Here is a 20,935-nt window from a genome sequence, read left to right on the forward strand (position 1 = left end):
CCCTATTCGACGACGATATGAGATCCGGTTAAACCAGTAGCAAGTGCTCGCTTAAGGGCGGCATCTGCTTCGCTTATAGTCGTAAAAGGCCCGTAGCGCACAGCCCACATTGTGCCATGCCCCAAAAACACAGGCCGAACGCTGGCACCTTGTGCCGCCGCCTGCCGCATGGCGGCCAAGCGAGATGTAAAATCCATGGTTTCCACCCACAGCATGCTGGACACAGGCGCGCCCTGCATAACAGTGGCTGGCAGATCTACCAGCACTACCTTGCCCGGCGCAGGCGTTTCCTGCGTGGTGTTATCTGCCAGAACTGTAAGGCCCTGCCTATCCACTGCCGCGTTACCTAATGCTGTTTGCTGCACTTTTTCCAGCGGGGCTGCACTAATCTGCAACATGGGGCCACCGGGCAGTACTTCGGCAAACTGCCTGCTGGCCATTTCATCTTCCACCACCTGCACACGCGCAGGCTCCTTGCCCACACCCAGCAAATCTGCGGCTCGCGGGGAAAGACCGATCATACGCCCCGGATCATTCGGGCCACGATCATTCAAGCGGATCACAATTTGCCGCCCGTTATCCAGATTGGTCACCCGCACCACGGCGGGTAGTTGCAAGGTTTGATGGCTACCTGTCATGCTGGCGGCGCCCCAGACCTCACCATCTGCTGTCAGGTGGCCTTCTGCCTGTGGGGGTTCCCTTACAGCCAAGCCTGTGCCTTGCCACGCAAAGTCTTCCCGCGGGTAAAACCACTTGTTGCCTGCCTGCCATGCCGGCCCAACTGTATAATGCAGATCCTGCGGTGCCACAGGCTGCTGGCGCGAACAGGCCAGCACCGCCAGGCACCCTACAAGGGCGAGTTTTTTCACGTTATTGCATCACCAAGAAGCCCTACACCCAGCGCGTAGAAATCGGAGGGGTTGTAGCGGCGGATCACGTTGAAATTATGATAGACGATAAAGGCTTCGCCCCCCACCCCATCTGGGCGGATAATAGCGCCTTCCTGCACAGCACTTGAAAACTGCCCTGCACGTGGCCGCACGCCCTGCTGCGCCCACCATGAAATAGGGTGCACAGCCGTACGGCCAATTTGTGCCTGCGTTATGGTGTCAGGCAGTAAGACTTCCTCTCCCCACGGCTGTCCGGGCAGCCAATGGCACTTGGCCAAATAATTGGCGATAGAGGCAAAAACATCGGCTTCATTATGCCAGATATCGCGCCGCCCACCTTCTGGGTAGCTGGCTGCATAACGCAGATAGGCGCTTGGCATAAACTGTGGCTGCCCCATAGCGCCTGCATAGCTGCCCAGCATACCTGCGGGCGTGATGTCCCCTTGGCCCAGAATGCTCAGCGCCTTCATCAATTCGGAGCGGAAAAAAGCCGAACGCCTACCATCGTAAGCCAGAGTCGCTAAAGCATCGATCACATGGAATGTGCCCATGCGTGTGCCGTAAGCAGATTCCAGCCCCCAAATACCCGCAATAGCGCCTTTATTAACGCCATATGTGGAACTGATACGGTTGAGCAGCGCTGTACGTTGGCTAACAGCAGCAAGCCCATCGGAAATTTTCTTTTCCGTCAGAACCCGATCTTTATATTGCGCCCATGTCAGGGTGAATTCTGGCTGATGCCGGTCTGCCTTAAGCACTTTGGCATTCGGTTGGGTGGTAAGAGCCAGCGCCTGATCCACCACAGAAGCAGAAATACCCTGCCCTATGGCCTCTCGCCGCACGCCAGCCAGAAAGGTGGCATAACTGGAAGATGCAGCAGAGTGCGGAGTAGTAGCCGCAGTTGTGCGGGCCAATACAGGTGTGGCGAACAGAGCAGAAGCCCCACCAACAAGAAGTTTTCTTCGTAGCATTAAGGCTTCACGCTTCTGATCTGTGTAACATTCAATGTCATAGAATATAGTGGAATAAGGCCTTTGTCAGGCCATCTTATTTATTCCTTCTTTTTGGTTCCGAACACGCAGCTCCATACCTGTCTCCGCCCCTTGACAATACTGTCACAAAAGAGCCTGTTGGAGCCCTGCTCACACCCTTAAAACCTTCAAGACCGTGCTGTTCTGGCCGGAGAGAGATTACCTTCTTTGCTGGATCAGTTTCTGGAACTTACCGCCGCTTACCCTCTTGCGCAGGTTATTATTGTTATTCTGGCCACGTTTGTGCTGGAAGATGCCGCCACGGTTATTACGGCCATTCAGGTTAACCTTCACACTCTTTCCCCCATTACAGCACTTGTTGCGTTATATATTGGCATTGTAACGGGCGATGTAGGGCTTTACGGGTTGGGCTACCTAGCCGCACGCTGGAAACCTGCCCAAAAGTGGGTGAACACATCACAGATGGAAAACCAAAAAGTCTGGCTTTCCAAAAACCTGTTCTGGGTTGTATTTGTCAGCCGCTTTATTCCGGGCACCCGGTTGCCGCTTTACACGGCAAGCGGTTTTTTTAACGCGGGCTTGCCTATATTTACTGCCGCCACATTTCTGGCCACGCTTATCTGGACAACTGCGCTTTTTGCGCTTTCGCTCCATGTTGGTGGGTTTATTCTGGATCATCTTGGCGCTTGGCGCTGGGCTGGCTTGGCTGGATTTGTGCTGGTTATTTTCTTTATGGGCCGTTTGATTGCCCGAGCACAGAAACAGAAGACATGACAACACAGGCCGAAAAACAGCCTTCTCCTCTCTCCCTTTTTGAATTCTGGCCTGGTTGGGTTTTTTACACGCCCGTTGTGGCTTACTGGATTCTGCTTGGCATACGCTATGGGGATGTGACCCTACCCACAGCCGCCAACCCGCGTATTGAAACAGGTGGCCTGTGCGGTGAAAGCAAAAGCAGCATTCTGGATATGGCAGGCAATTATGCCAAACGCTGGATTGCACCTTACGTAACGCTACCAACCGGCACGCATGATCTTGCCCGCGCCCACGCTGCCATGCAGGCCAAAGGGCTCACGCTGCCCGTAGTGGTTAAGCCCGATATTGGATGTAATGGCACCGGTGTAAAACTGGTGCGCACGGAAGATGAGCTGAAAGCAGCCCTCGCCTCCTTCCCGCGCAAGATCCGGCTGGTGATACAAAAACTCATTACATGGAAGCACGAAGCCGGGCTGTTTTATATTCGTCATCCTGACAGCCCTATGGGGGAAATTTCATCCCTCACTTACAAAGATATTCCGGCCCTGCGCGGAAATGGGCGCGATACCGTGCTGCAACTGCTGCAAAAAGATAGCCGCACCAGCAAAGTGCTACACATCTACACGCCACGCCTAACACACTGTCTGCACGAAGTTTTGCCAGATGGGGATGAACTGGAACTGGTATTCGCAGGCAACCATTGCAAAGGGGCCATTTTCCGCAACGGCAAGGCAGACATTACGCCAGAACTCACCCGACAGATTGACGCCATCATGCAGGATATTCCCGATTTTCACTTCGGACGTATTGATGTAAAATTCCGCTCTGCCGAAGCACTGCGTGAAGGCAAGGATTTTGAAATTATCGAAATCAATGGCGTAGGTTCAGAAGCTATACACATCTGGGATTCCCGCACAACGCTGCGCGAAGCCTATGCAGCCCAGTTCCACCATTACCGGGAAAGTTTCCGTATTGGCGCCAAAAAGAAAAAGGCTGGCTGGTCCCCCACCAATTTGTGGGAAGGTGTGCGCCTCTGGCAGCGCCAGAAGCGGCTTTTGGCATCCTATCCGTTGAACGACTGAATTATTTGGCTTTTTCGCGCTGTTCCCGCCCCAGGCGGGAATGGACGTGACCATAAAACCGATAGCTGGCCCACCCTATACCGGCATAAGTGAGCAGAAGCAGCAGAGGTATAGGGTCCCCTTTATACAGGGCCAGCATCATATCTACACAAAGGGGCGCCACCATAACTGCGCAAAAGAAAATCCCTAAAAGCGGCACATAGCCCAGCCAGATACCGCGTACGGTAAAGCCGCCCCACGGCACACTAAAACGACGCGGAATTTCGGGGGCCTTATTGCGCACCCAGATAACGGTAAAACACACAATGCCAAACGCTACAGCCGTGCCAAGGCTAACCAGATCACCAATAATATCAATCGGCAACGTGGCAGTTGCCAGCGCTACGCCAAGCCCCAGCACAATGCTGCCGATCCACGGTGTTTGAAAGCGCGGATGCAGCTTACTGAACATCGACATTAGCAAGCCATCTTCCGCCATGGCAAAAAAGATGCGGCTTTGGGCATATAACAGCCCCATCAACACGGAACACAGGCCGATAACGGCCCCCAGCTTTACAAACAAAGCCAGCCACGGCTGATGCATGGCGTTAACAGCTATTGCCAGCGGGTCTGCTACATCCAGCGTCTGCCACGGCACCACACCAATCAACACGGCAGCCACAATCATGTAAACAACCGTGCAGATAATGAGCGAAAGCACGATACCAACAGGCACATCCCGCCGAGGGTTTTGGGCTTCTCCCGCTGCGGTAGAAACAGCCTCAAACCCTACATATGCAAAAAAAATAACCGATGCTGCGCGGAAAATACCGGGGAAGCCAAAGCGGAAGCCTCCTTCATACTTCGGAATAAAGGGAGACCAGTAAGACGGATGCACCTCCCACACGCCCAGCACCACAAAGAGCGCCAGAACGCCCACTTTGAGAAAAACAATGAGCGCATTGATTTTGAAGGATTCCCGCACGCCCAAAACCAGCAACAAAGAAACGGCCAGAATAGAGAAAGCGCCCACCGCATCTATCCGCCACCCCGCAGCAACATGGCGGGATGCCCCTTCAAACGCGACTTGCAGCGTAGTGGTGGACAGCGCTGATGGCACATGCACGCCAAAATCTTGCAAAAGGCTGACCGCATAACCTGAAAAACCAGCAGCCACACCTGCGCAGGAAATACCGTATTCCAACAAAAGCAGCCACCCAACACCCCATGCCCAACGCTCCCCCATGGAAACATAGGCATACGTATAGGCAGAGCCTGAAACCGGCATGGAAGATGCCAGCTCACCATAAGAAAGGGCCGTAAAAAGGCAGGCAACCCCCGCCACAATAAAGGACAAAAGGATGGACGGCCCCGCATAGTTGGCGGCTGCCGTGCCTGTCATAACATAAATACCCGCGCCAATAGTGGAGCCCACGCCCAGCATGGTAAGCTGCAAAGGCCCCAGTGTTCTGCTTAGGCGTTGGGTGCTGTTTTCCTTTTCAATGCGCTGTAAAGATTTGCGCCGCGGCGAACCAGAAATATCTCCCATCAGACTATTTCTGGTTCAGTGCATAAAATGGAACAGAATGGTCGCAATACCGCCTACGCCCATGCAGTACCAAGCGAAGGGAGAAAGCGCCCATCTGTCGTGATCACGGAAATACCGCATCAGAAAAGCGGTGCTGAACAATGCCGTCAGGCCAGATACAAGAGCTGCCACCACGGCAATGCGCATCTGCCCCGGCTGTAGCTCCAGATGCCGCATTTTGAAGGCTTCACGCACCGTAGCGGCCAGAATAACGGGTTGCGCCATCAAAAAGGAAAAGCGTGCTGCCGTATCATGGTGCAGCCCCCGCAACAAACCACCACAAATGGTTGCACCAGAGCGAGAAAGCCCAGGAAAGAATGCAAGGCACTGGAACAGGCCAATAATGACCGCATCGCGCGATGTCATGCTGGCAACAGAATTAACGTTTTTCCGCACCACACTGCTGCGCAGCCGTTCTACCACCAGCAAAAGCAAACCATTTAAAAACAAGAAAATGGCAGCGGATGAGGCTGAGCCAAACAAATTGCGCAAGAAGTGCTCAAACAGGCCACCCACCACAACAGCGGGAATGGTGGCTACAATGAGCAGCCACAGAATATGCAGGCTTTCCATTTGCATGCGCTGGCCGCAACTGCCACTGGCCCCTCTGAATATGGCCAGCCAGTCTTTCCAGAAGAAAACTAGCAGCGCCACAGAAGTACCCAGATGCAGCATAACCAGAAACGGCAGAAATGCCGGGTCATGCAGATCGTACGACCAATGGAACAACGCCGGAAGGATAACAGCATGTCCAAGGCTACTTACGGGAAAGAGTTCTGTTGCTCCCTGAAGAAGAGCGATAATGATAGCCTGAAGAAACGACATATGCAGTTACAACCCACGCTGGCACAACTTTGCTGCCTGTCCTTGCACCATGCGCCACCATGCTGCAAGGATTCATGCTAATCTTATGCCACAACATTATTATTCGGGATGAAAACACACCTATGAGCAAGCAAAACCGTGCAGGCGCATGTCTTTTTAGCGGAGCAGTTCTGGCAGCCACGCTGGGTTTTGCTTTTTATGCACATGGCACTCAGAAATCTCCGGGCACAAATAACTACGCTCTCTCTGCCCGCTTTGTCTCGGCCAACGGGCTGGAACGTGGCGCAGATGTAGATATTGCCGGGGTAAAAGTGGGCCGCGTTTCATCCATCGTACTAGACCCAGCCACTCAGATGGCTTTTGTACACTTTACACTGGATGGCGCACTGCACTTGCCACAGGACAGCACGCTCACAATCAGCAGTGCCACGCTTTCATCTGAAAACGCTTTGATGATTGAACCCGGCACATCCTCCACCATAGCACCACCCAATGGAATGCTGACACATACGCTGGAGCCCACAAGCCTTGAGCAACAGGTCAGCAATTACATTTTTGGCGCCGGAAATCTGGGGCAGTAAGCTCTTATATTCTCTTATCTGATTATTTTTATAACAAAATACGCCAAACCGGGTTGACGGCATCCCGGAGAATCAGGTAGATGAGCGCCATCACATGATGGCGGCGTAGCTCAGTGGTAGAGCAGGGGAATCATAATCCCTTGGTCGGAGGTTCAAATCCTTCCGCCGCTACCAATTCCCTGAAAAATCAACACACTAAACCCACCACATCAAGCCAAGAACTTGCTGTGTTATTTTTGTGTTGCGCGCGTTTTATGGCTGCCTAAACACCTTACACGCAAACACAATTTATACCCCGCCCACCCCGCTCCAGATATCAGAAGCAGGGCAGCAAGGTATCAGAAGTTTTTTAGCCTCCGGAAAGTTCAGGCTGAGGTTCGGATTCTTCCTGAATATCAGGTTGAGGGGCATTTTCCTGCCGGTCTTCGCCATCTTCATTGGTCTGCGCAACGGCACGCTGCTGGCGGGCGGCAAGGCGTTCGGCGCGCTCTTGCTGGCTTTGCTGCGCAGCCTGCGCCATGGCGTTCATGATACGGAAGTAATGTTCGGCATGCTGGAAGTAACCTTCTGCTGCCACGCGGTCTCCGCTGCCTGTGGAATCACGACCAAGCTGGAGATATTTTTCAAAAAGCTGCTGGGCTGTGCCACGTACGCGCACATCCGGGCCATGACTATCAAAAACATGATTCCTGTTCATCGGAATCTGTCCATTCAGTTGTCGGGAACTCCCATTGCTCCCGTTGGAACGATGGTGTCTTGTCCGCATCCGTTTTACGTTCATGGGTTTATCACAGCGCTTTCCTGTTCAGGGCACTTTGGCATAAAGAAACAGTCCTGTATTAAAAAGGTATGCTTCCTGAGTGAAGGCCGAATTGTTTTTTCGGAATGGGCTTTATGTAAGGCAACACATAAATTGTTGCCAAATGAAAGGCCCCCTTGCTGCTTTAATTTCTGATGCAGTGATTTTAGGTTTTTACATCTGCTACAGAAGCAAGTTTGGGTAGTGTAGCAACCCAAGCCTATAAAGCCAAGTTATTTTTCACGCCTGTTTTTCTAGCACCACAGCGCGGGCAATACCTGCCAGATCTGCTTTTACATCTACCACGCGCAAGGCATTGGTAGCTGCCAAGGCGCGTAAAGCCTCTTCCTGCCCTATGCCAATTTCCAGCACAGCCAACCCGCCATCTGCCAACAAAAATGGCAGACGCCCGCAAAGATAGCGGTACGCGTTTAACCCATCACTCCCACCATCCAGTGCGCGCACAGGCTCATGCTCGCGCACTTCCCGCATAAGGTCTGCCAGATCTGAAGTCGGAATATAGGGAGGGTTGCTCAGCACCACATCAAACCGCGCATTTGGAGCCAACGCGGCATCCCACTCCGCCGCTATAAACAATGCGTGATCCTGCATGCCACAACGCTGGGCATTCGCATGCGCCAACATGGCGGCTTGTGGGTTGATATCCACCCCTACCCCACGCGCTTTAGGGTATTCCGCCAAAGCAGCCAGCAGCAAACAGCCCGTACCAGTACCTAAATCCAGAATATTCTGCACGGATGCCTGATCCGGTCGATATTCCAGAAGGCTTGTAATAAGTGTTTCTGTATCTCCGCGCGGCACCAAACTTGCTGGAGATACTGCCAAATCCAAGCTCCAAAACCCTTTACTGCCTGTAATATAGGCAAAAGGTTCGTGTGCAGCGCGACGTTTTACGTAAGAAAAAAAGGGCTCACTGGGCACATTCTCTGTTGGAGAGCGGGCTAGCAGTTGCTCTGGTGTAAGGGAAAGCGCATGAATAAGTAGTAATCGCGCTTCCCGCCGCGGGCCTTCAATACCGGCCTGTGCCAAAAGTTGTGTACCCTCACGCAACAGTTGCGCTATTGGCTGGCAGGGAATTGTTTTTTCTGCTGTACTCACACGCGCAACCTTGATGGATTGATCTGGTTAGACATCAATGCCCCAATTTTTCCGCCGTATCCAGAACACAACTTTTTGCCTGCTTGGCCTTATGGCCGCATTGCCCCTTTCTTACGCCTATGCGGGCGAATTTACGGTAACAGACGGCAAGGCAGATACGGAAATTTCTGAAGTTTCACGCATCTATCTGGATGGCAAACTTGTAAGCGTGATCCGGCTGGATGATAAAAATCAGGAAAAAACGGTTAAAGTCACCACCCCTATGGGGCGGTTAGACCACACCTATACCTTATGCGGTGAAATCACCATCCGCTCTCCCGAAGGACGGGTAGAAACTCATGAGGTAGATAGTGATGGCACGCTCCACAACCCCGATGGGCACCATTTTTATGCCTTGGGGTCTGATAACTTTACTGAATTCTTTCTAACTGATCCAAACGCGCCAGAAGCAGCGGAGCATCACCCCGGCCATTCTGGCGTGTGTGCAGCACCTATCAGTTAAAAACCTTCAGCCGCCAGCAGAGCCGCCTGTTCTTCCTGCGTAAGGGCATCTACAAACTCATCCAGTTCCCCCAACATGACACGATCAATTTTATAGAGTGTCAGGTTGATACGATGATCCGTGACACGCCCCTGCGGGAAGTTATAGGTGCGAATACGCTCTGATCTATCCCCCGTACCTACCTGAGAGCGCCTATCTGCCGCACGGTTGGCATGGGCCTGCGCTCTTTCACGCTCATACAAACGTGCTCGTAGGATTTTCATGGCCTTGGCGCGGTTTTTATGCTGGCTTTTTTCTTCCTGCATAGAAACCACAATGCCGCTGGGCATATGGGTAAGGCGTACGGCACTTTCCGTCTTATTCACATGCTGCCCACCAGCCCCAGAGGCTCGAAACACATCTACCCTCAGATCTGTTTCGTTAACCTCTACATCAACATCTTCGGCTTCTGGCAGCACAGCCACCGTAACTGTGGAGGTATGGATACGGCCCTGACTTTCCGTAGCGGGCACGCGTTGCACCCGATGCACACCGGATTCATACTTCAACCGCGCAAACACGCCTTTGCCGTTAATTTCGGCAATACCTTCGCGCAGGCCGCCTAACTCGCTTTCGTCATAATCCATAACGGTAAAGCGCCAGCCGTTTAGGTCTGCATAACGGCGGTACATGTCAAACAGTTCGGCCGCGAACAGAGCGGCTTCATCGCCCCCAGCCGCAGGCCGCACTTCCAGAATAGCACTGCGGGCGTCTGCCACATCTTTTGGTAACAAAGACAGACGCACATCTTTTTGCAGATGTGGAAGTTGCTCACGCAGCTCAGCCAGCTCTGCTTCTGCCAGTTCCTTCATTTCTGGATCTGCTAAAAGCTGCTCAGCTTGCCGGATACCGTCTTCCACCCCGCGCAGGGCGTTGATACGCGCCACAACGGGTTCGATTTCAGCATATTCTCGTGATGCCTGCGTAAAGGCTTCACCATTTAGCCCGCTTGCTAGCTGCGCTTCCAACTCCAGAGCGCGGCTGACAATCTGGTCTAGTCGTTCGTCAAACTTCATGCTGCAAATACGTCTTGCGCTTTGGAAAGCAACGTATCACGAGAGACTTCCTGTTCGGCCCCTGTTTCCATATTTTTTACACGAAACAGACCCTTGGCCAGTTCATCTTCCCCAAGGAAAAGCACATGGCTGGCGTTCTGCTTGCCTGCACGTTCCATACGCTTACGCAGTGAACCCTTGTAGCCAATTTCTGTTCTTACACCCTGCCCGCGCAAACCCTGCAAAATCTGCACAACTGCGCTTTCATCAGGCGCGCCAACAGGTACCAACACAACAGAGCGCGGCGCCGCAGGCACTTGTTCTAGCAGCATAGACAGGCGCTCAATACCTGCAGCCCAGCCAATAGCGGGCACTTCTGGCCCACCCATCTGTTTTACCAAACCATCATACCGGCCACCAGCCAGCACTGTGCCCTGAGAACCCAGACGATTGGTGACGAACTCAAACGTGGTGTGGTTGTAGTAATCCAGCCCACGCACAATGCTGGGGTTTACAGTGTAGGCAATGCCGAACACATCCAGCTTATTGCGCAAATCATCCCAAAACGTACGGGCTTCTGGTGTTAGAAACTCTGCCATCATGGGCGCATCAGCCACCAGAACCTTATCACCTGCATCCTTGCTATCCAGAATGCGCAGCGGGTTCTTTTCCAAACGGGTTAGACTGTCTTCAGACAATTTATCCTTATGGGCCGAAAAATACGCTACCAAAGCATCTCGCCATGCATCACGGCTGGCAGCATCACCCAGCGTATTCAGTTCCAGCGTCACGTAATCTGCAATGCCCAACGCCTTGAGCACTTCGTACCCCATGGCAATGGCTTCTGCATCTGCCAGGGGTTCGGCTGCCCCCAGAAGCTCTGCACCAATTTGGTGAAACTGGCGATATCGCCCTTTCTGGGGCCGTTCATGCCGGAACATGGGGCCTGCATAAAATACTTTCTGCGGCAGGGACTGCGTAAGCGCATTGGTAACCAAGGCCCGGCAAATGGCTGCCGTACCTTCTGGCCGCAATGTTAGGCTTTCACCATCCCGATCACTAAAGGAATACATTTCTTTAGAAACAACATCGGACGTATCCCCCAAAGAGCGAGAGAAAACCCGTGTATCTTCAAAAATCGGGGTTGCCCATTCATCAAACCCGTAAACACCTGCAATCCGGCGCGCTGTGTCTACCACATGCGCATGACGGCGCTGGTCTTCTCCAATAAGGTCGTGCGTTCCTCTTACGGGCTGAATGCTGCTCACGAATATATATTCCCACACCACGGCACCCGTCACCTTGGCTGGCGTGGTGTTTTTTGCTGTTTAAAATGGCACGTCTGCCCCTGCCCGCGCCTTTTGGCGCAAAGCAGAGGAAGAAAGTTGAATGCTTAGTTGGCAGATGCCATGTCTGGCAGTTCCTGCGCTTTACCTTCCTGCTTTTCCTTGGCTTCTTCTGCCTGAATAGCAGCAACGCGCTCTTCTACCAATTCCACAACATGTTCGATCATGTCTGCCGCAGGCACGGTATGATCCTGCTTGCCACCGGCATACACCATGTGGCGGCCAGAGCCACCGCCGGTTACACCCAGATCGGTCAGCAGGGCTTCACCCGGGCCGTTCACCACACACCCGATAATGGACAGGGTAAGTGGGGTTTTAATATGTGCCAGCCGATCTTCCAGCGTCTGCACCGTTTCCACCACGTTAAAGCCCTGACGCGCGCAGGACGGGCAGGAAATAATCTTAACACCACGGTGGCGTAGGCCGAGGGACTTAAGAATATCCCAACCCACCAGCACTTCTTCTTCCGGCGCAGCGGAAAGAGAAACACGCATGGTATCACCCACACCGGCCCACAGCAGGTTGCCCAGACCAATAGAGGATTTTACGGTGCCAGCACGCTTGCTGCCTGCTTCTGTAATGCCAATGTGCAGCGGGTAATCGCAGGCATCTGCCAGTTGCTGATACGCGGCCACCGCCATGAACACATCTGATGCCTTCACGCTGATCTTGAATTCACGGAAATCATGATCTTCCAGAATTTTAGCGTGTTCCAGAGCGCTTTCCACCAGCGCATCTGGGTTAGGCTCACCATATTTTTCAAGCAGATGCTTTTCCAGTGATCCGGCATTCACACCAATACGGATGGAACAGCCGTAATCCTTAGCGGCCTTAACCACTTCACGCACACGCTCGGCGCTGCCGATGTTGCCTGGGTTGATACGCAGGCAGGCAGCACCTGCCTTTGCAGCTTCAATAGCGCGTTTGTAGTGGAAGTGAATATCGGCCACGATAGGCACGTTCACTTCCTTTACAATTTCTTCCAGCGCCTTGGTGCTTTCCTCATCCGGGCAGGACACACGCACAATATCCACACCCGCCATTTCTGCACGACGAATCTGCTCGATTGTTGCCTGTGCATCAGTCGTGAGGGTGTTGGTCATGGTCTGGACGGAAATCGGCGCATCACCACCGACGGCTACCTTGCCGACATGGATCTGCCGAGATTTCCGACGCTCGATATGCTGGTAAGGCCGGTAGCCGCTCATTTTACATCCTTTTGTCGAAAACGACAGTTGAGGGAAGCTGCCGTGTTCGGCCACACGGCGTTCTCCATTGCGTTTGGTGTTTTCCTGCCAAAATCAGGGCCATTTGGCTACACATAATACGCGCGAGGGTGCCATTCTAGTGTGAACCCATGCCCTGAAGCTGGCGCGCATTCAAATCATCAGCGCTTGGTTCTGCTTGCACAGGCGCGGCCCGATGGCGTGTGCGAGGTGCAGTTTCCTTGGGCTTAAGCGCCTGTTCCGAGGCTGCCAGATCTGTCTGCGCATCTGTTGGTATCTCTGATACCGTATTGGGCGTAGGGGCTGCAACATCTGCATGCATCGGCGGTGTGGCAACGTTATTTTGCACGGCAGGTGCGGCCAATATACCATCACGCACACTTTGCGGTGTTAGCAGCATTTTGCGGCGTACAGCACCGTTGCGCCCTAAAGGCGCTGTCAGCACATCCCCCATACGCAAAACAATGCCACCCGCATTGCCCACGGTCAGGCTATAGGGGCCACCCTCCACCGGCACATTCCATTCCTCATCGGGTTGTAAAATGTGATCGTAAACAACCTTGCCGTTGGCATCCTTTACCTGCACCCAACTGGCAGCAAGCGCCTTCAACACGATCTGATTATCAGCAACCGCCTTAGAAGGAGCCGCTGGCGTTGCAGCAGGTAGCATTTGCGCGTTGGGCTGTTGGGGATTTTGTGCAGATGTTGCACCAATATCACCAACTGGCTGCGTTGCTTCCGATGCTACGGTACCTTCAGGCAAAGCATTCCCCGCACCTTGCGCGTTCGATGCTGGTTCAGAGCCTGATGGCTTAGGCTGTGCAAAGGGGGGCAAAGGTGCTGGAACAGCACTTTTATCCGGCAAAATGGAAGCCACTTGCGGAGAAGGCGCATTATGCGTCTGCTCACCAGGCAGAAGGCTTGCCACTGGCGGCACACGCTCCGGAGCAGGTGGCGTGTGCCCTGTAAAGTAATACCATCCTATATAGCTGGCCAGAATAACAGCAAGCCCAAGAGAAATGGACACAGCCGGAGGAATACGCCGATCTGGCGGCGGATCTGGAAACACAAGTTCTGGCTGCCGAATGGCGTTACGCGCTTCCTGCCTGTAACGCTCCACCATAGGGTTTGGATCAAACCCCAAAGCCTGCGCATAGGCCCGTAAAAAACCAAGCGTATATACTTCCGCCGGAAGCACATCCGCTTTTCCGGTTTCCAGCGCATCCAGATATGCATCTCGGATGCGCAGATACGCGGCAACATCATCCAAGGACCAGCCAAGCTGTTCGCGGCGTTTGCGCAGTGCGCCCCCTACCCCGTATGTACCAATATCGGGGAGCGGAGGCAGAGCAGCCGGCTGCTCCTGTTCAGAACTTGGGGCGTTTTCAGCCATCAGCATCCATGCGGCGTTGTTGACGGATCAGCGCTATCACGGCCTGATCTATCAGGTCAGCAATAATCTGGGCCACCGGCTGCACAGATTTTACCATGCCAACAGATTGCCCGGCCATAACAGAGCCTTCTTCTACATCTCCATCAATAACCGCGCGCCGCAAGGCACCCGCCCAGAAATGTTCGATTTCCAGTTGCGCATCTTCACGCGTAAGATCACCCGCCTGAAAGCGGCGGATAACATCGGCCTGATGCGCTACAAATTTACGCCCGCCCTCATTGCTGATGGCCCGCACCGGAATAACCGGAAAGCGTTCATCAAGCTGAACCGAGGTCGTAGCATCACGCGCATTGGCCCGCACAAAAGCTTTTTTAAAGTTTTCGTGGGCAATGCTTTCCTCTGCCGCAGCAAAACGTGTACCAAACTGGCCACCAGCAGCGCCCTGCTCCAAATAGGAAACAAGCGCATCACCACGGCCAAGGCCGCCAGCCACAAAAACCGGCACGTTCTGGATATGCGGCAGAATTTCCTGCGCCAGCACAGTCAGGGAAACGGGGCCGATATGGCCACCTGCTTCTGCACCTTCAATAACCAGCGCATCCACACCCATCTTGATCAGCCGCTTGGCCAACACCAATGCAGGGGCAAAGCCAATAACCTTGGCGCCGCCATCCTTGGCGGCCTTAATGGCGGCGCTGGGCGGAATACCACCTGCCAGCACAATATGGCCCACCTTGGCATCCAGACACACCTGCACCAGCTCATCCAACTGAGGGTGCATGGTAATCAGGTTTACGCCAAAAGGGCGATCTGTCAGTGCACGGGTGGCGGCAATTTCCTCAGCCAGACGGGCTGGTTCCATAGCACCACAGGCAATCACACCAAACCCACCTGCATTGGAAATGGCGGATACAAGGTGGCGTTCACTCACCCAAGACATTGCCCCAGCCAAAATGGCGTAAGGCGTACCCAGAAAATCCGTCCCCCTTTGCCACAACTTATCCAACCGCGTGCGGGCGCGCTGCCATTCTTCAGACGTTGGAGCGGGATTCAAGCTGCTTGCAATATCAGACATCATCAAGACCATAGGCCGTGTGCAGCGCACGCACTGCCAGTTCGGCATATTCTGCGGCTACCAGCACGGAAACCTTGATTTCGCTGGTAGATATGGCCTGAATGTTGATGGAGCGTTCAGATAGCGTGCGGAACATGGTGCTGGCAACACCTGCATGAGAACGCATGCCACTGCCCACCACACTCACCTTTACGATATCCGGGTCTGTTTGCAGTTCTTCATACTGCACAGCGCCGCGCACGCTTTCCAGAATGCTGATAGCGCGTGGCAGATCGGTCTTGCTGGTGGTGAAGGTCATGTTTGTGGTGCCATCTGCGCCGGTGCTCTGCACAATCATGTCCACATTCACATTGGCTTCGCTCAATGGGCCAAAAATTGCCGCCGCAATGCCCGGACGGTCAGGAATACGCCGAACCGACAGTTTGGCTTCATCACGGGAGTAGGCAATGCCGGTGACCAGTTTCTTTTCCACGATTTCGTCCTCATCCACCACCATAGAGCCGGGAAGGTGACCTTCCGTAACTGCGGGGCCATCTTCAAAGCTGGAAAGCACCTGCACACGCACACGCTCGCGCATGGCAAGGCCTACACTGCGTGTTTGCAGCACCTTGGCGCCAACAGATGCCAGCTCCAGCATTTCTTCGTACGTAATTTTGTCCAGCTTGCGCGCCTTGGGCACGATTCTGGGGTCTGTGGTGTAAATACCGTCCACATCCGTGTAGATATCGCACCGATCCGCCTTAATGGCAGCGGCAAGCGCCACGGCAGATGTATCTGAGCCACCGCGCCCCAGCGTGGTTACGCGGCCATCTGGCCCAACACCCTGAAAGCCGGCCACAACCGGCACCATACCATCGGCCATGCTGCCCAGCAGACGCGCGCCATCTATCGAATCGAGGCTGGCCTTGCCGTGCAGGGAATCCGTAAGAATGGGCACCTGCCACCCGGCAAAGGAGCGCGAAGGCACGCCAAGCTTTTGCAAGGCAATGGCCAGCAAACCACTGGTTACCTGCTCACCCGTTGCCACAACGGCATCGTATTCGCGCGCATCATACAAAGGAGAAAGAGACTGACAGAACCCAACCAGCCGGTTGGTTTCTCCTGCCATGGCTGAAACAACCGCCAGCACATCGCAGCCTGCGTCTTTCTGTTTTTTGACGCGCTCGGCCACGGCTCTGATACGGTCAAGATCCCCCACGGATGTCCCGCCGAATTTCATGACGATCCGGGGTGCGGAACCGGACATAGCTTTATTCTCCACCAAACAGGCCGTAAAACGCATTGCACCAGCCCTTCCCGCCACCTGCATAGCGGAAAAGACGCATGGGAACGGTTGCGCTGCTTCACAAGCCGCGTCACATACCTCTCCCGGCCCCCTTTCGTCCAGCGGGGAGACCAGCAGGAAAGGAATTTGTTGTATGCACGCCACCCGAGAGGAAGCGCCTTCCTCTGTTTCTTCCGAGGAAATTGCCCGCTTTAGTGCTCTGGCAGACAAGTGGTGGGATCCAACAGGCCCCATGCGCCCCCTGCATGCCATGAACGGCCTGCGGATTGAATGGGCCAGCCGCCACCTGCCCCTGCGTGGCCGCAAATCACGCAAGCCGCATGTGCTGGATATTGGCTGTGGCGCGGGGCTGGCTAGTGAAGCCCTGGCAAAAGCCGGATATAACGTATTGGGGCTGGATGCATCGGCCAATGGTATTGCCGCTGCACAGGCGCATCTGGAAGCCAACCCGCTTCCTGCCGGTTCTGGCACGCTCCATTATCGCCAAGGCAGCGCGGAAGAACTGGTGGCCGAACACGCCAAGTTTGATGCTGTAATGGCTTTAGAAATTATAGAGCATGTGACTGATCCTGAAGCATTTATGGTTATGCTGGCTCAGCTTGTAGATGCCAATGGCACAATCATTGTTTCTACCATGAACCGCACCCTGCGCTCCTTGGCTGTCGGCAAGATTGGGGCGGAATATTTGCTGCGCCTGCTACCTGTTGGCACACACGAATGGCGCAAGTTTATCCAGCCTTCCGAACTGGGGCGCTATGCCCGCGCCGCTGGCCTGCGGATGGTTGCCATTTCTGGCATGGCCCCCGGCATTGGCAGCTGGAAAGAAACGCAGGACTTGGGCATTAACTACATCGCCGCCTTCAAAAAAGACTGATATAGAATTTACTTTTAATATCAGTGTGTTTCTGACGCTTTCTTACACAGCATGTTAAGCAGGAAGCGTCAGAAACTCAAAGCAGGTTGGGCTGCCAATGGGTGTAAAATCCCACGTAAAGCCAATCTTGCCGGTGGTTTTATCCACCCGGAAAGATGTGATGGAATCACTCCGCTGGTTGGCCACGTATAAATAGCTGCCAGTAGGATCAAATTTGAGCGCCCGCCCGTAATCGGCATGCGTCCAGATTTCATCCACCAATGTTAGGCCACCATCCTGCGCCACCTGAAACACAGCTAGAGAATCGCCCAAGCGGTTAGAGACGTAAAGAAAATGCTCATCGGGTGAGAACAGAATGCCCGCAGCCAGCGTGCTCCCCCGGAAGTGTGCGGTTAAGCTACTTACGGCCTGTTGCGGTGCAATATCTCCTGTTTTGGCATCAAAATTTGCCACCACAACTTTGGAATCCTGTTCGCACAGAATGTACAGCCGCGCGCCATCCGCAGAAAACTGAAAATGCCGCGGGGCGGAACCCGCTGTCATGGTGGTAAACGGCTTTTTGGCCGGGAACAGACGCCCCGTATCCAGATTGATCCTATACACATACATTCTATCCAACCCGGCATCTGCCACCGCCACAAAGCGGCCGGATGGGTCTGCATGGATCATATGTGGGTGAGAGCCTGAGTGGTCACTTATTGCAAAGTTACCCGGCGGATTATCCGAAGCCCGATCTGGCATACGTGGGCCAGTATTGTGGATGAGAGTTGTCATCGGCCCCAAGGAACCATCTTTTTGCACACGCAACAGTGCAAAGTTCCCACCCGTATAGTTGGCTACCATAACGTATTTACCAGAGGGATGGACGCTCAGATGCGCCGGATCTGCCCCACCAGAAGAAACGGTATTCAGCTTTGTTAACGCGCCTGTGCCATGATCTACCGAAAAAGCCGTGACGGCTCCGGTGTTTTTTCCTTCAAAATCATTGATTTCGTTAACGGCGTAAAGAAAACGCTTATCCGGAGAAAATGCGATAAAAGAAGGGCTGGCAACATCTGTAAATGTATTCAGATGGTTGAGAGAACCTGTTTTACGGTTCATTTCAAAAACCGTAATGCCATCCCCATTGCCACCCGGCGGCCCGTGCTGCGTATAGCCGCCTACATAACATAAAATACGCTCTGGCGGTGGTGGCGTTGCGGCATCCTGTGTATCGGTTACAGGCGTGTTATCGTCCGCCCGCACATAGGCGCTTCCCAAAAAACCACACGCCAGACCACCCAGCCCGAAAGCACGACGCGAAAACGAGCCGCTCATAATCCTGTTTTTCTCCTTAATGCGCGTATGCTCAGGGCATCTTGCAGACAGGCCCCATTGGCGGGCCGGAATACCGTGTCCATGTCTGGGTTTCACCAAAAATGGGCAGGCCTAGATAACCGCGCAGTTTCAGCACACCAGACTGGGGAGACCAGATCCGAGCGTCATACTTATGGCCACTATCGGGATCCAGAATATTCCCTTCCCACTTGTTTTTTTCATCTTTCAGCGGACGAAAATCCGTTAGCATCAAGAGGTTACACTCGGTTTTTCCATCATGCCCCTTGGGAACATCCGTGCCATCGTAGCGTAAGCCAATCAATCGGCCACAAACAGTTTCCCCACATTTTTCTATCTTAAAAACGCCGTCATGGTCTTGGCTCAGCCAGTAACCCATCAGGCTGCTTTCATCCCCCAAGGCAACAGAATCTGCCATAGCAGGCTGAGAAATTGCAGGAAGCAGCGCGGCAGATATGCCTAATACGGACGAAAGAAAAAAAGCCCTAATTCCGGTTTGAGCGCCGCGCGCCATGAAGTTTTTCATGCTCTCTTTCTCCTTCGCCCAGCCCTGTTGCCAACATATAATTTTTACGTAACCGGCTGGTTTGCCCTGTTAATTTGGGCACCGTAACCCCTGCCTGCCACCCCCAACACTGTTCCGACAACCCAGAAAAATTAGCTGTCGGTCTTGCGTACCCACGGAAGCGGCAGCACATCAACCCCTTCATCTTCCAGCATTTCGCGCTCTGATGCCGTCATATCTCCATAGATACTGCGTTCTGGCGCTTCTCCATGATGAATACGCAGGGCTTCATCCGCAAAATTGGAACCCACGTTTTCGCAGTTTTCTTCCACCGCGGCTCTGATCTGGCGCAAAGCGCTTATCAGATTATCTGGCACTACGGGTTCTGACTGTTGCTGCGCAGGTGGCACTTCGGGTTGTTGTGGCATTGCTTCGGGTTTGGAAGGTTCCATTTGTTTCGGATGCGAGCGGCCCTTTACAATAGCGGGTGCCATAAGGGCCTGCTCTACCTTAGCCGTGCCACAAATGGCGCAGCTCAACAGGTTTTCCTGCTTCAGGCGTGCAAAAGCGGTGCTATCCCGATACCAGCCTTCAAACGTATGCCCATTTGCACAACAGAGCTGATAACAGATCATCCGCTTTTACCTCCTACCTTTCAGTTTTCACCCAAGCCCAGAGCTGCATCCAGCTTGCCTTGGCGCTCTAGTGACATCAGATCATCACATCCGCCCAAGCACCGATCTCCTACAAAAACCTGCGGTACAGTTGTGCTGCCACCAGAACGGCGGATGGCATCTTCACGTGCCTGCGTGCCACGAGGGGCGTTAATTTCCTTGAACGGCACCTTTTTGCGTTCCAGCAATGTAACGGCCCGCATGCAAAAAGGGCATCCCGGCTGCGTGTAAATTTCGATTTCAGGCATAAACATTTTCCTTCTGTGTTTTGGTAAGTCCGGTTTTTACACCGCACATCTATTCTGGAAGGTTTATATCAACTTCTGGCCGCGCAGGCACCAGCCCCGCCACTAAAAGACTGACATCCAGCACCCCGGCCTGCCTTAATGCCTGCACACAGGCCGTAGCTGTAGCGCCTGTTGTGAGCATATCATCCACCAACACAACAGAACGTCCGTGCAGTTTTTGCTGCCATTTGGGCCTAAATGTAATGGCGCTTTGCATTTCCTGCTGCCGTTCCTTGCGGGAAAATCCAGCTAATTTTGTTGTGGCGCGCGTACGCATAAGGACATCAGGCTGCACCTGTAAATGCTTTACGCGCGCCACTTCAGCCGCCAGCAGTGCCGCCTGATTGTAACGACGCCGGAGCAACCGCCACCTATGCACAGGCACGGGCACCAGCAACACATCTGGCCGCAGAATATCTTGCCCTATCTGCATCATACGTTGCGCCAGAAACCGAGCGTTTTCTGTTCTATCTGCATATTTTAGCTGTAAAATTAGATCTCTGGCGGCCGCCGTATAAACAAAAGCCGCCCGCGCATGTTGCCATGCAGGATGATGCTGCTCACACGCAGCGCACAACCCCGTATGCCCCAAACTTTCCTGCGAGGGCTGAGGCGCTGCACAAGCATCACAAAATGGGCGGCTAATTGATTGTAGGCGACCAAAGCAGGAAACGCAGCTTGCCCCCTGCTGCGCCACGTCTGCCCCACACAATATGCAACTTGGCGGATACAAAATATCCAACAAAACCGCGCCCAGTTTGCGTATTTTCACTTGCATTTCATGGGTT

The 20,935-nt window shown here is 53.7% G+C and carries 22 protein-coding genes and 1 tRNA gene; 6 read left to right on the plus strand and 17 right to left on the minus strand.

All coding sequences use genetic code 11. The annotated features are described in order from the left end of the window. Positions 1–2: 2 nt before the first annotated feature. Complete coding sequence (locus tag FKW19_RS07025; protein WP_089178914.1) at positions 3–869, minus strand: septal ring lytic transglycosylase RlpA family protein; 867 nt, start codon at positions 867–869, stop codon at positions 3–5. Then, positions 866–1,861 (minus strand): lytic transglycosylase domain-containing protein, encoded by a 996-nt coding sequence (locus FKW19_RS07030; protein WP_089178913.1) that lies wholly within the window; start codon positions 1,859–1,861, stop codon positions 866–868. Before FKW19_RS07030 ends, FKW19_RS07025 begins: the two co-directional genes overlap by 4 nt. 228 nt (positions 1,862–2,089) lie before the next feature. Between FKW19_RS07030 and FKW19_RS07035 the strand changes: the two genes are divergently transcribed. After that, positions 2,090–2,656, plus strand: coding sequence for a DedA family protein (locus FKW19_RS07035; protein ID WP_006115215.1), 567 nt, complete (start codon positions 2,090–2,092; stop codon positions 2,654–2,656). Further along, positions 2,653–3,720, plus strand: coding sequence for an ATP-grasp domain-containing protein (locus FKW19_RS07040; protein WP_006115214.1), 1,068 nt, complete (start codon positions 2,653–2,655; stop codon positions 3,718–3,720). Before FKW19_RS07035 ends, FKW19_RS07040 begins: the two co-directional genes overlap by 4 nt. A gap of 1 nt (position 3,721) precedes the next feature. Here FKW19_RS07040 and FKW19_RS07045 read toward each other — a convergent pair whose 3' ends face one another. Together FKW19_RS07045 and FKW19_RS07050 are read right to left on the minus strand one after the other, a co-directional pair. Further along, positions 3,722–5,248 (minus strand): amino acid permease, encoded by a 1,527-nt coding sequence (locus tag FKW19_RS07045; protein WP_089178912.1) that lies wholly within the window; start codon positions 5,246–5,248, stop codon positions 3,722–3,724. A gap of 15 nt (positions 5,249–5,263) precedes the next feature. Then, positions 5,264–6,112: an undecaprenyl-diphosphate phosphatase gene (locus FKW19_RS07050; RefSeq protein ID WP_089178911.1), complete on the minus strand. Its 849-nt coding sequence runs from the start codon at positions 6,110–6,112 to the stop codon at positions 5,264–5,266. A 59-nt stretch (positions 6,113–6,171) separates the two neighbouring features. On the opposite strand from FKW19_RS07050, the gene FKW19_RS07055 reads away from it, so the two are divergent. After that, complete coding sequence (locus FKW19_RS07055; RefSeq protein ID WP_193561072.1) at positions 6,172–6,693, plus strand: MlaD family protein; 522 nt, start codon at positions 6,172–6,174, stop codon at positions 6,691–6,693. Between the two features lie 99 nt (positions 6,694–6,792). Beyond that, positions 6,793–6,867, plus strand: a tRNA-Met gene (locus FKW19_RS07060). Positions 6,868–7,042: 175 nt separating this feature from the next. Here FKW19_RS07060 and FKW19_RS07065 read toward each other — a convergent pair. Together FKW19_RS07065 and prmC are read right to left on the minus strand one after the other, a co-directional pair. Next, positions 7,043–7,474: a DUF4167 domain-containing protein gene (locus FKW19_RS07065; RefSeq protein ID WP_089178909.1), complete on the minus strand. Its 432-nt coding sequence runs from the start codon at positions 7,472–7,474 to the stop codon at positions 7,043–7,045. Positions 7,475–7,732: 258 nt separating this feature from the next. After that, positions 7,733–8,611 carry a peptide chain release factor N(5)-glutamine methyltransferase gene (gene prmC, locus FKW19_RS07075; protein WP_089178908.1) on the minus strand — a complete coding sequence of 293 codons (879 nt, stop codon included), beginning with the start codon at positions 8,609–8,611 and terminating at the stop codon, positions 7,733–7,735. A 37-nt stretch (positions 8,612–8,648) separates the two neighbouring features. Here prmC and FKW19_RS07080 point away from each other — a divergent pair, with 37 nt between their 5' ends. After that, a complete protein-coding gene (locus tag FKW19_RS07080; RefSeq protein ID WP_006115208.1) occupies positions 8,649–9,113 on the plus strand; it encodes a hypothetical protein in 465 nt (154 codons plus the stop codon). Here FKW19_RS07080 and prfA read toward each other — a convergent pair. The 6 genes from prfA to FKW19_RS07110 form a co-directional block, all read right to left on the minus strand. After that, positions 9,110–10,168, minus strand: a complete 1,059-nt coding sequence (prfA, locus tag FKW19_RS07085) for a peptide chain release factor 1 (protein WP_063353956.1) — start codon at positions 10,166–10,168, stop codon at positions 9,110–9,112. The two genes, FKW19_RS07080 and prfA, sit on opposite strands and share 4 nt — an antisense overlap. Continuing rightward, entirely contained in the window at positions 10,165–11,415 is a 1,251-nt protein-coding gene (gene hisS / locus FKW19_RS07090; RefSeq protein ID WP_162870715.1) for a histidine--tRNA ligase, read from the minus strand. Before hisS ends, prfA begins: the two co-directional genes overlap by 4 nt. A gap of 125 nt (positions 11,416–11,540) precedes the next feature. Then, positions 11,541–12,701 carry a flavodoxin-dependent (E)-4-hydroxy-3-methylbut-2-enyl-diphosphate synthase gene (gene ispG / locus FKW19_RS07095; protein WP_003623480.1) on the minus strand — a complete coding sequence of 387 codons (1,161 nt, stop codon included), beginning with the start codon at positions 12,699–12,701 and terminating at the stop codon, positions 11,541–11,543. 136 nt (positions 12,702–12,837) lie between these two features. Continuing rightward, a complete protein-coding gene (locus FKW19_RS07100) occupies positions 12,838–14,112 on the minus strand; it encodes a RodZ domain-containing protein (RefSeq protein WP_193561071.1) in 1,275 nt (424 codons plus the stop codon). After that, positions 14,105–15,187, minus strand: a complete 1,083-nt coding sequence (locus FKW19_RS07105; RefSeq protein WP_170315280.1) for a nitronate monooxygenase family protein — start codon at positions 15,185–15,187, stop codon at positions 14,105–14,107. Before FKW19_RS07105 ends, FKW19_RS07100 begins: the two co-directional genes overlap by 8 nt. After that, positions 15,180–16,433, minus strand: coding sequence for an aspartate kinase (locus FKW19_RS07110; RefSeq protein ID WP_150150532.1), 1,254 nt, complete (start codon positions 16,431–16,433; stop codon positions 15,180–15,182). Before FKW19_RS07110 ends, FKW19_RS07105 begins: the two co-directional genes overlap by 8 nt. Positions 16,434–16,605: 172 nt before the next feature. Between FKW19_RS07110 and ubiG the strand changes: the two genes are divergently transcribed. Further along, entirely contained in the window at positions 16,606–17,346 is a 741-nt protein-coding gene (ubiG, locus tag FKW19_RS07115) for a bifunctional 2-polyprenyl-6-hydroxyphenol methylase/3-demethylubiquinol 3-O-methyltransferase UbiG (RefSeq protein ID WP_006115201.1), read from the plus strand. 54 nt (positions 17,347–17,400) lie between these two features. Here ubiG and FKW19_RS07120 read toward each other — a convergent pair whose 3' ends face one another. The 5 genes from FKW19_RS07120 to FKW19_RS07140 all read right to left on the minus strand — a co-directional run bounded on the left by FKW19_RS07120 (position 17,401) and on the right by FKW19_RS07140 (position 20,925). Beyond that, complete coding sequence (locus FKW19_RS07120; protein WP_089178905.1) at positions 17,401–18,663, minus strand: lactonase family protein; 1,263 nt, start codon at positions 18,661–18,663, stop codon at positions 17,401–17,403. A 31-nt stretch (positions 18,664–18,694) separates the two neighbouring features. Further along, on the minus strand, positions 18,695–19,207 hold the full coding sequence (locus tag FKW19_RS07125; RefSeq protein WP_006115199.1) for a DUF2147 domain-containing protein: 513 nt from the start codon (positions 19,205–19,207) through the stop codon (positions 18,695–18,697). Positions 19,208–19,338: 131 nt separating this feature from the next. Continuing rightward, a complete protein-coding gene (locus FKW19_RS07130; RefSeq protein ID WP_089178904.1) occupies positions 19,339–19,821 on the minus strand; it encodes a DUF1178 family protein in 483 nt (160 codons plus the stop codon). Positions 19,822–19,841: 20 nt separating this feature from the next. Beyond that, complete coding sequence (gene grxC, locus FKW19_RS07135) at positions 19,842–20,108, minus strand: glutaredoxin 3 (RefSeq protein ID WP_035351735.1); 267 nt, start codon at positions 20,106–20,108, stop codon at positions 19,842–19,844. Positions 20,109–20,157: 49 nt separating this feature from the next. Next, on the minus strand, positions 20,158–20,925 hold the full coding sequence (locus tag FKW19_RS07140; protein ID WP_089178903.1) for a ComF family protein: 768 nt from the start codon (positions 20,923–20,925) through the stop codon (positions 20,158–20,160). Positions 20,926–20,935: the final 10 nt, after the last annotated feature.

This window comes from Acetobacter sp. DmW_125128, assembly GCF_008704325.1.
Classification (GTDB): domain Bacteria; phylum Pseudomonadota; class Alphaproteobacteria; order Acetobacterales; family Acetobacteraceae; genus Acetobacter; species Acetobacter oryzifermentans.

Coding starts and splice junctions, on each gene's coding strand:
- FKW19_RS07030 (WP_089178913.1), bottom strand. CDS start 1,861: ATGCTACGAAGAAAACTTCTTGTTGGTGGGGCTTCTGCTCTGTTCGCC.
- FKW19_RS07040 (WP_006115214.1), top strand. CDS start 2,653: ATGACAACACAGGCCGAAAAACAGCCTTCTCCTCTCTCCCTTTTTGAA.
- FKW19_RS07045 (WP_089178912.1), bottom strand. CDS start 5,248: ATGGGAGATATTTCTGGTTCGCCGCGGCGCAAATCTTTACAGCGCATT.
- FKW19_RS07050 (WP_089178911.1), bottom strand. CDS start 6,112: ATGTCGTTTCTTCAGGCTATCATTATCGCTCTTCTTCAGGGAGCAACA.
- FKW19_RS07055 (WP_193561072.1), top strand. CDS start 6,172: ATGCTGCAAGGATTCATGCTAATCTTATGCCACAACATTATTATTCGG.
- FKW19_RS07065 (WP_089178909.1), bottom strand. CDS start 7,474: ATGAACGTAAAACGGATGCGGACAAGACACCATCGTTCCAACGGGAGC.
- FKW19_RS07080 (WP_006115208.1), top strand. CDS start 8,649: ATGCCCCAATTTTTCCGCCGTATCCAGAACACAACTTTTTGCCTGCTT.
- prfA (WP_063353956.1), bottom strand. CDS start 10,168: ATGAAGTTTGACGAACGACTAGACCAGATTGTCAGCCGCGCTCTGGAG.
- ispG (WP_003623480.1), bottom strand. CDS start 12,701: ATGAGCGGCTACCGGCCTTACCAGCATATCGAGCGTCGGAAATCTCGG.
- FKW19_RS07100 (WP_193561071.1), bottom strand. CDS start 14,112: ATGGCTGAAAACGCCCCAAGTTCTGAACAGGAGCAGCCGGCTGCTCTG.
- FKW19_RS07105 (WP_170315280.1), bottom strand. CDS start 15,187: ATGTCTGATATTGCAAGCAGCTTGAATCCCGCTCCAACGTCTGAAGAA.
- FKW19_RS07110 (WP_150150532.1), bottom strand. CDS start 16,433: ATGTCCGGTTCCGCACCCCGGATCGTCATGAAATTCGGCGGGACATCC.
- ubiG (WP_006115201.1), top strand. CDS start 16,606: ATGCACGCCACCCGAGAGGAAGCGCCTTCCTCTGTTTCTTCCGAGGAA.
- FKW19_RS07120 (WP_089178905.1), bottom strand. CDS start 18,663: ATGAGCGGCTCGTTTTCGCGTCGTGCTTTCGGGCTGGGTGGTCTGGCG.
- FKW19_RS07125 (WP_006115199.1), bottom strand. CDS start 19,207: ATGAAAAACTTCATGGCGCGCGGCGCTCAAACCGGAATTAGGGCTTTT.
- FKW19_RS07130 (WP_089178904.1), bottom strand. CDS start 19,821: ATGATCTGTTATCAGCTCTGTTGTGCAAATGGGCATACGTTTGAAGGC.
- grxC (WP_035351735.1), bottom strand. CDS start 20,108: ATGCCTGAAATCGAAATTTACACGCAGCCGGGATGCCCTTTTTGCATG.
- FKW19_RS07140 (WP_089178903.1), bottom strand. CDS start 20,925: ATGCAAGTGAAAATACGCAAACTGGGCGCGGTTTTGTTGGATATTTTG.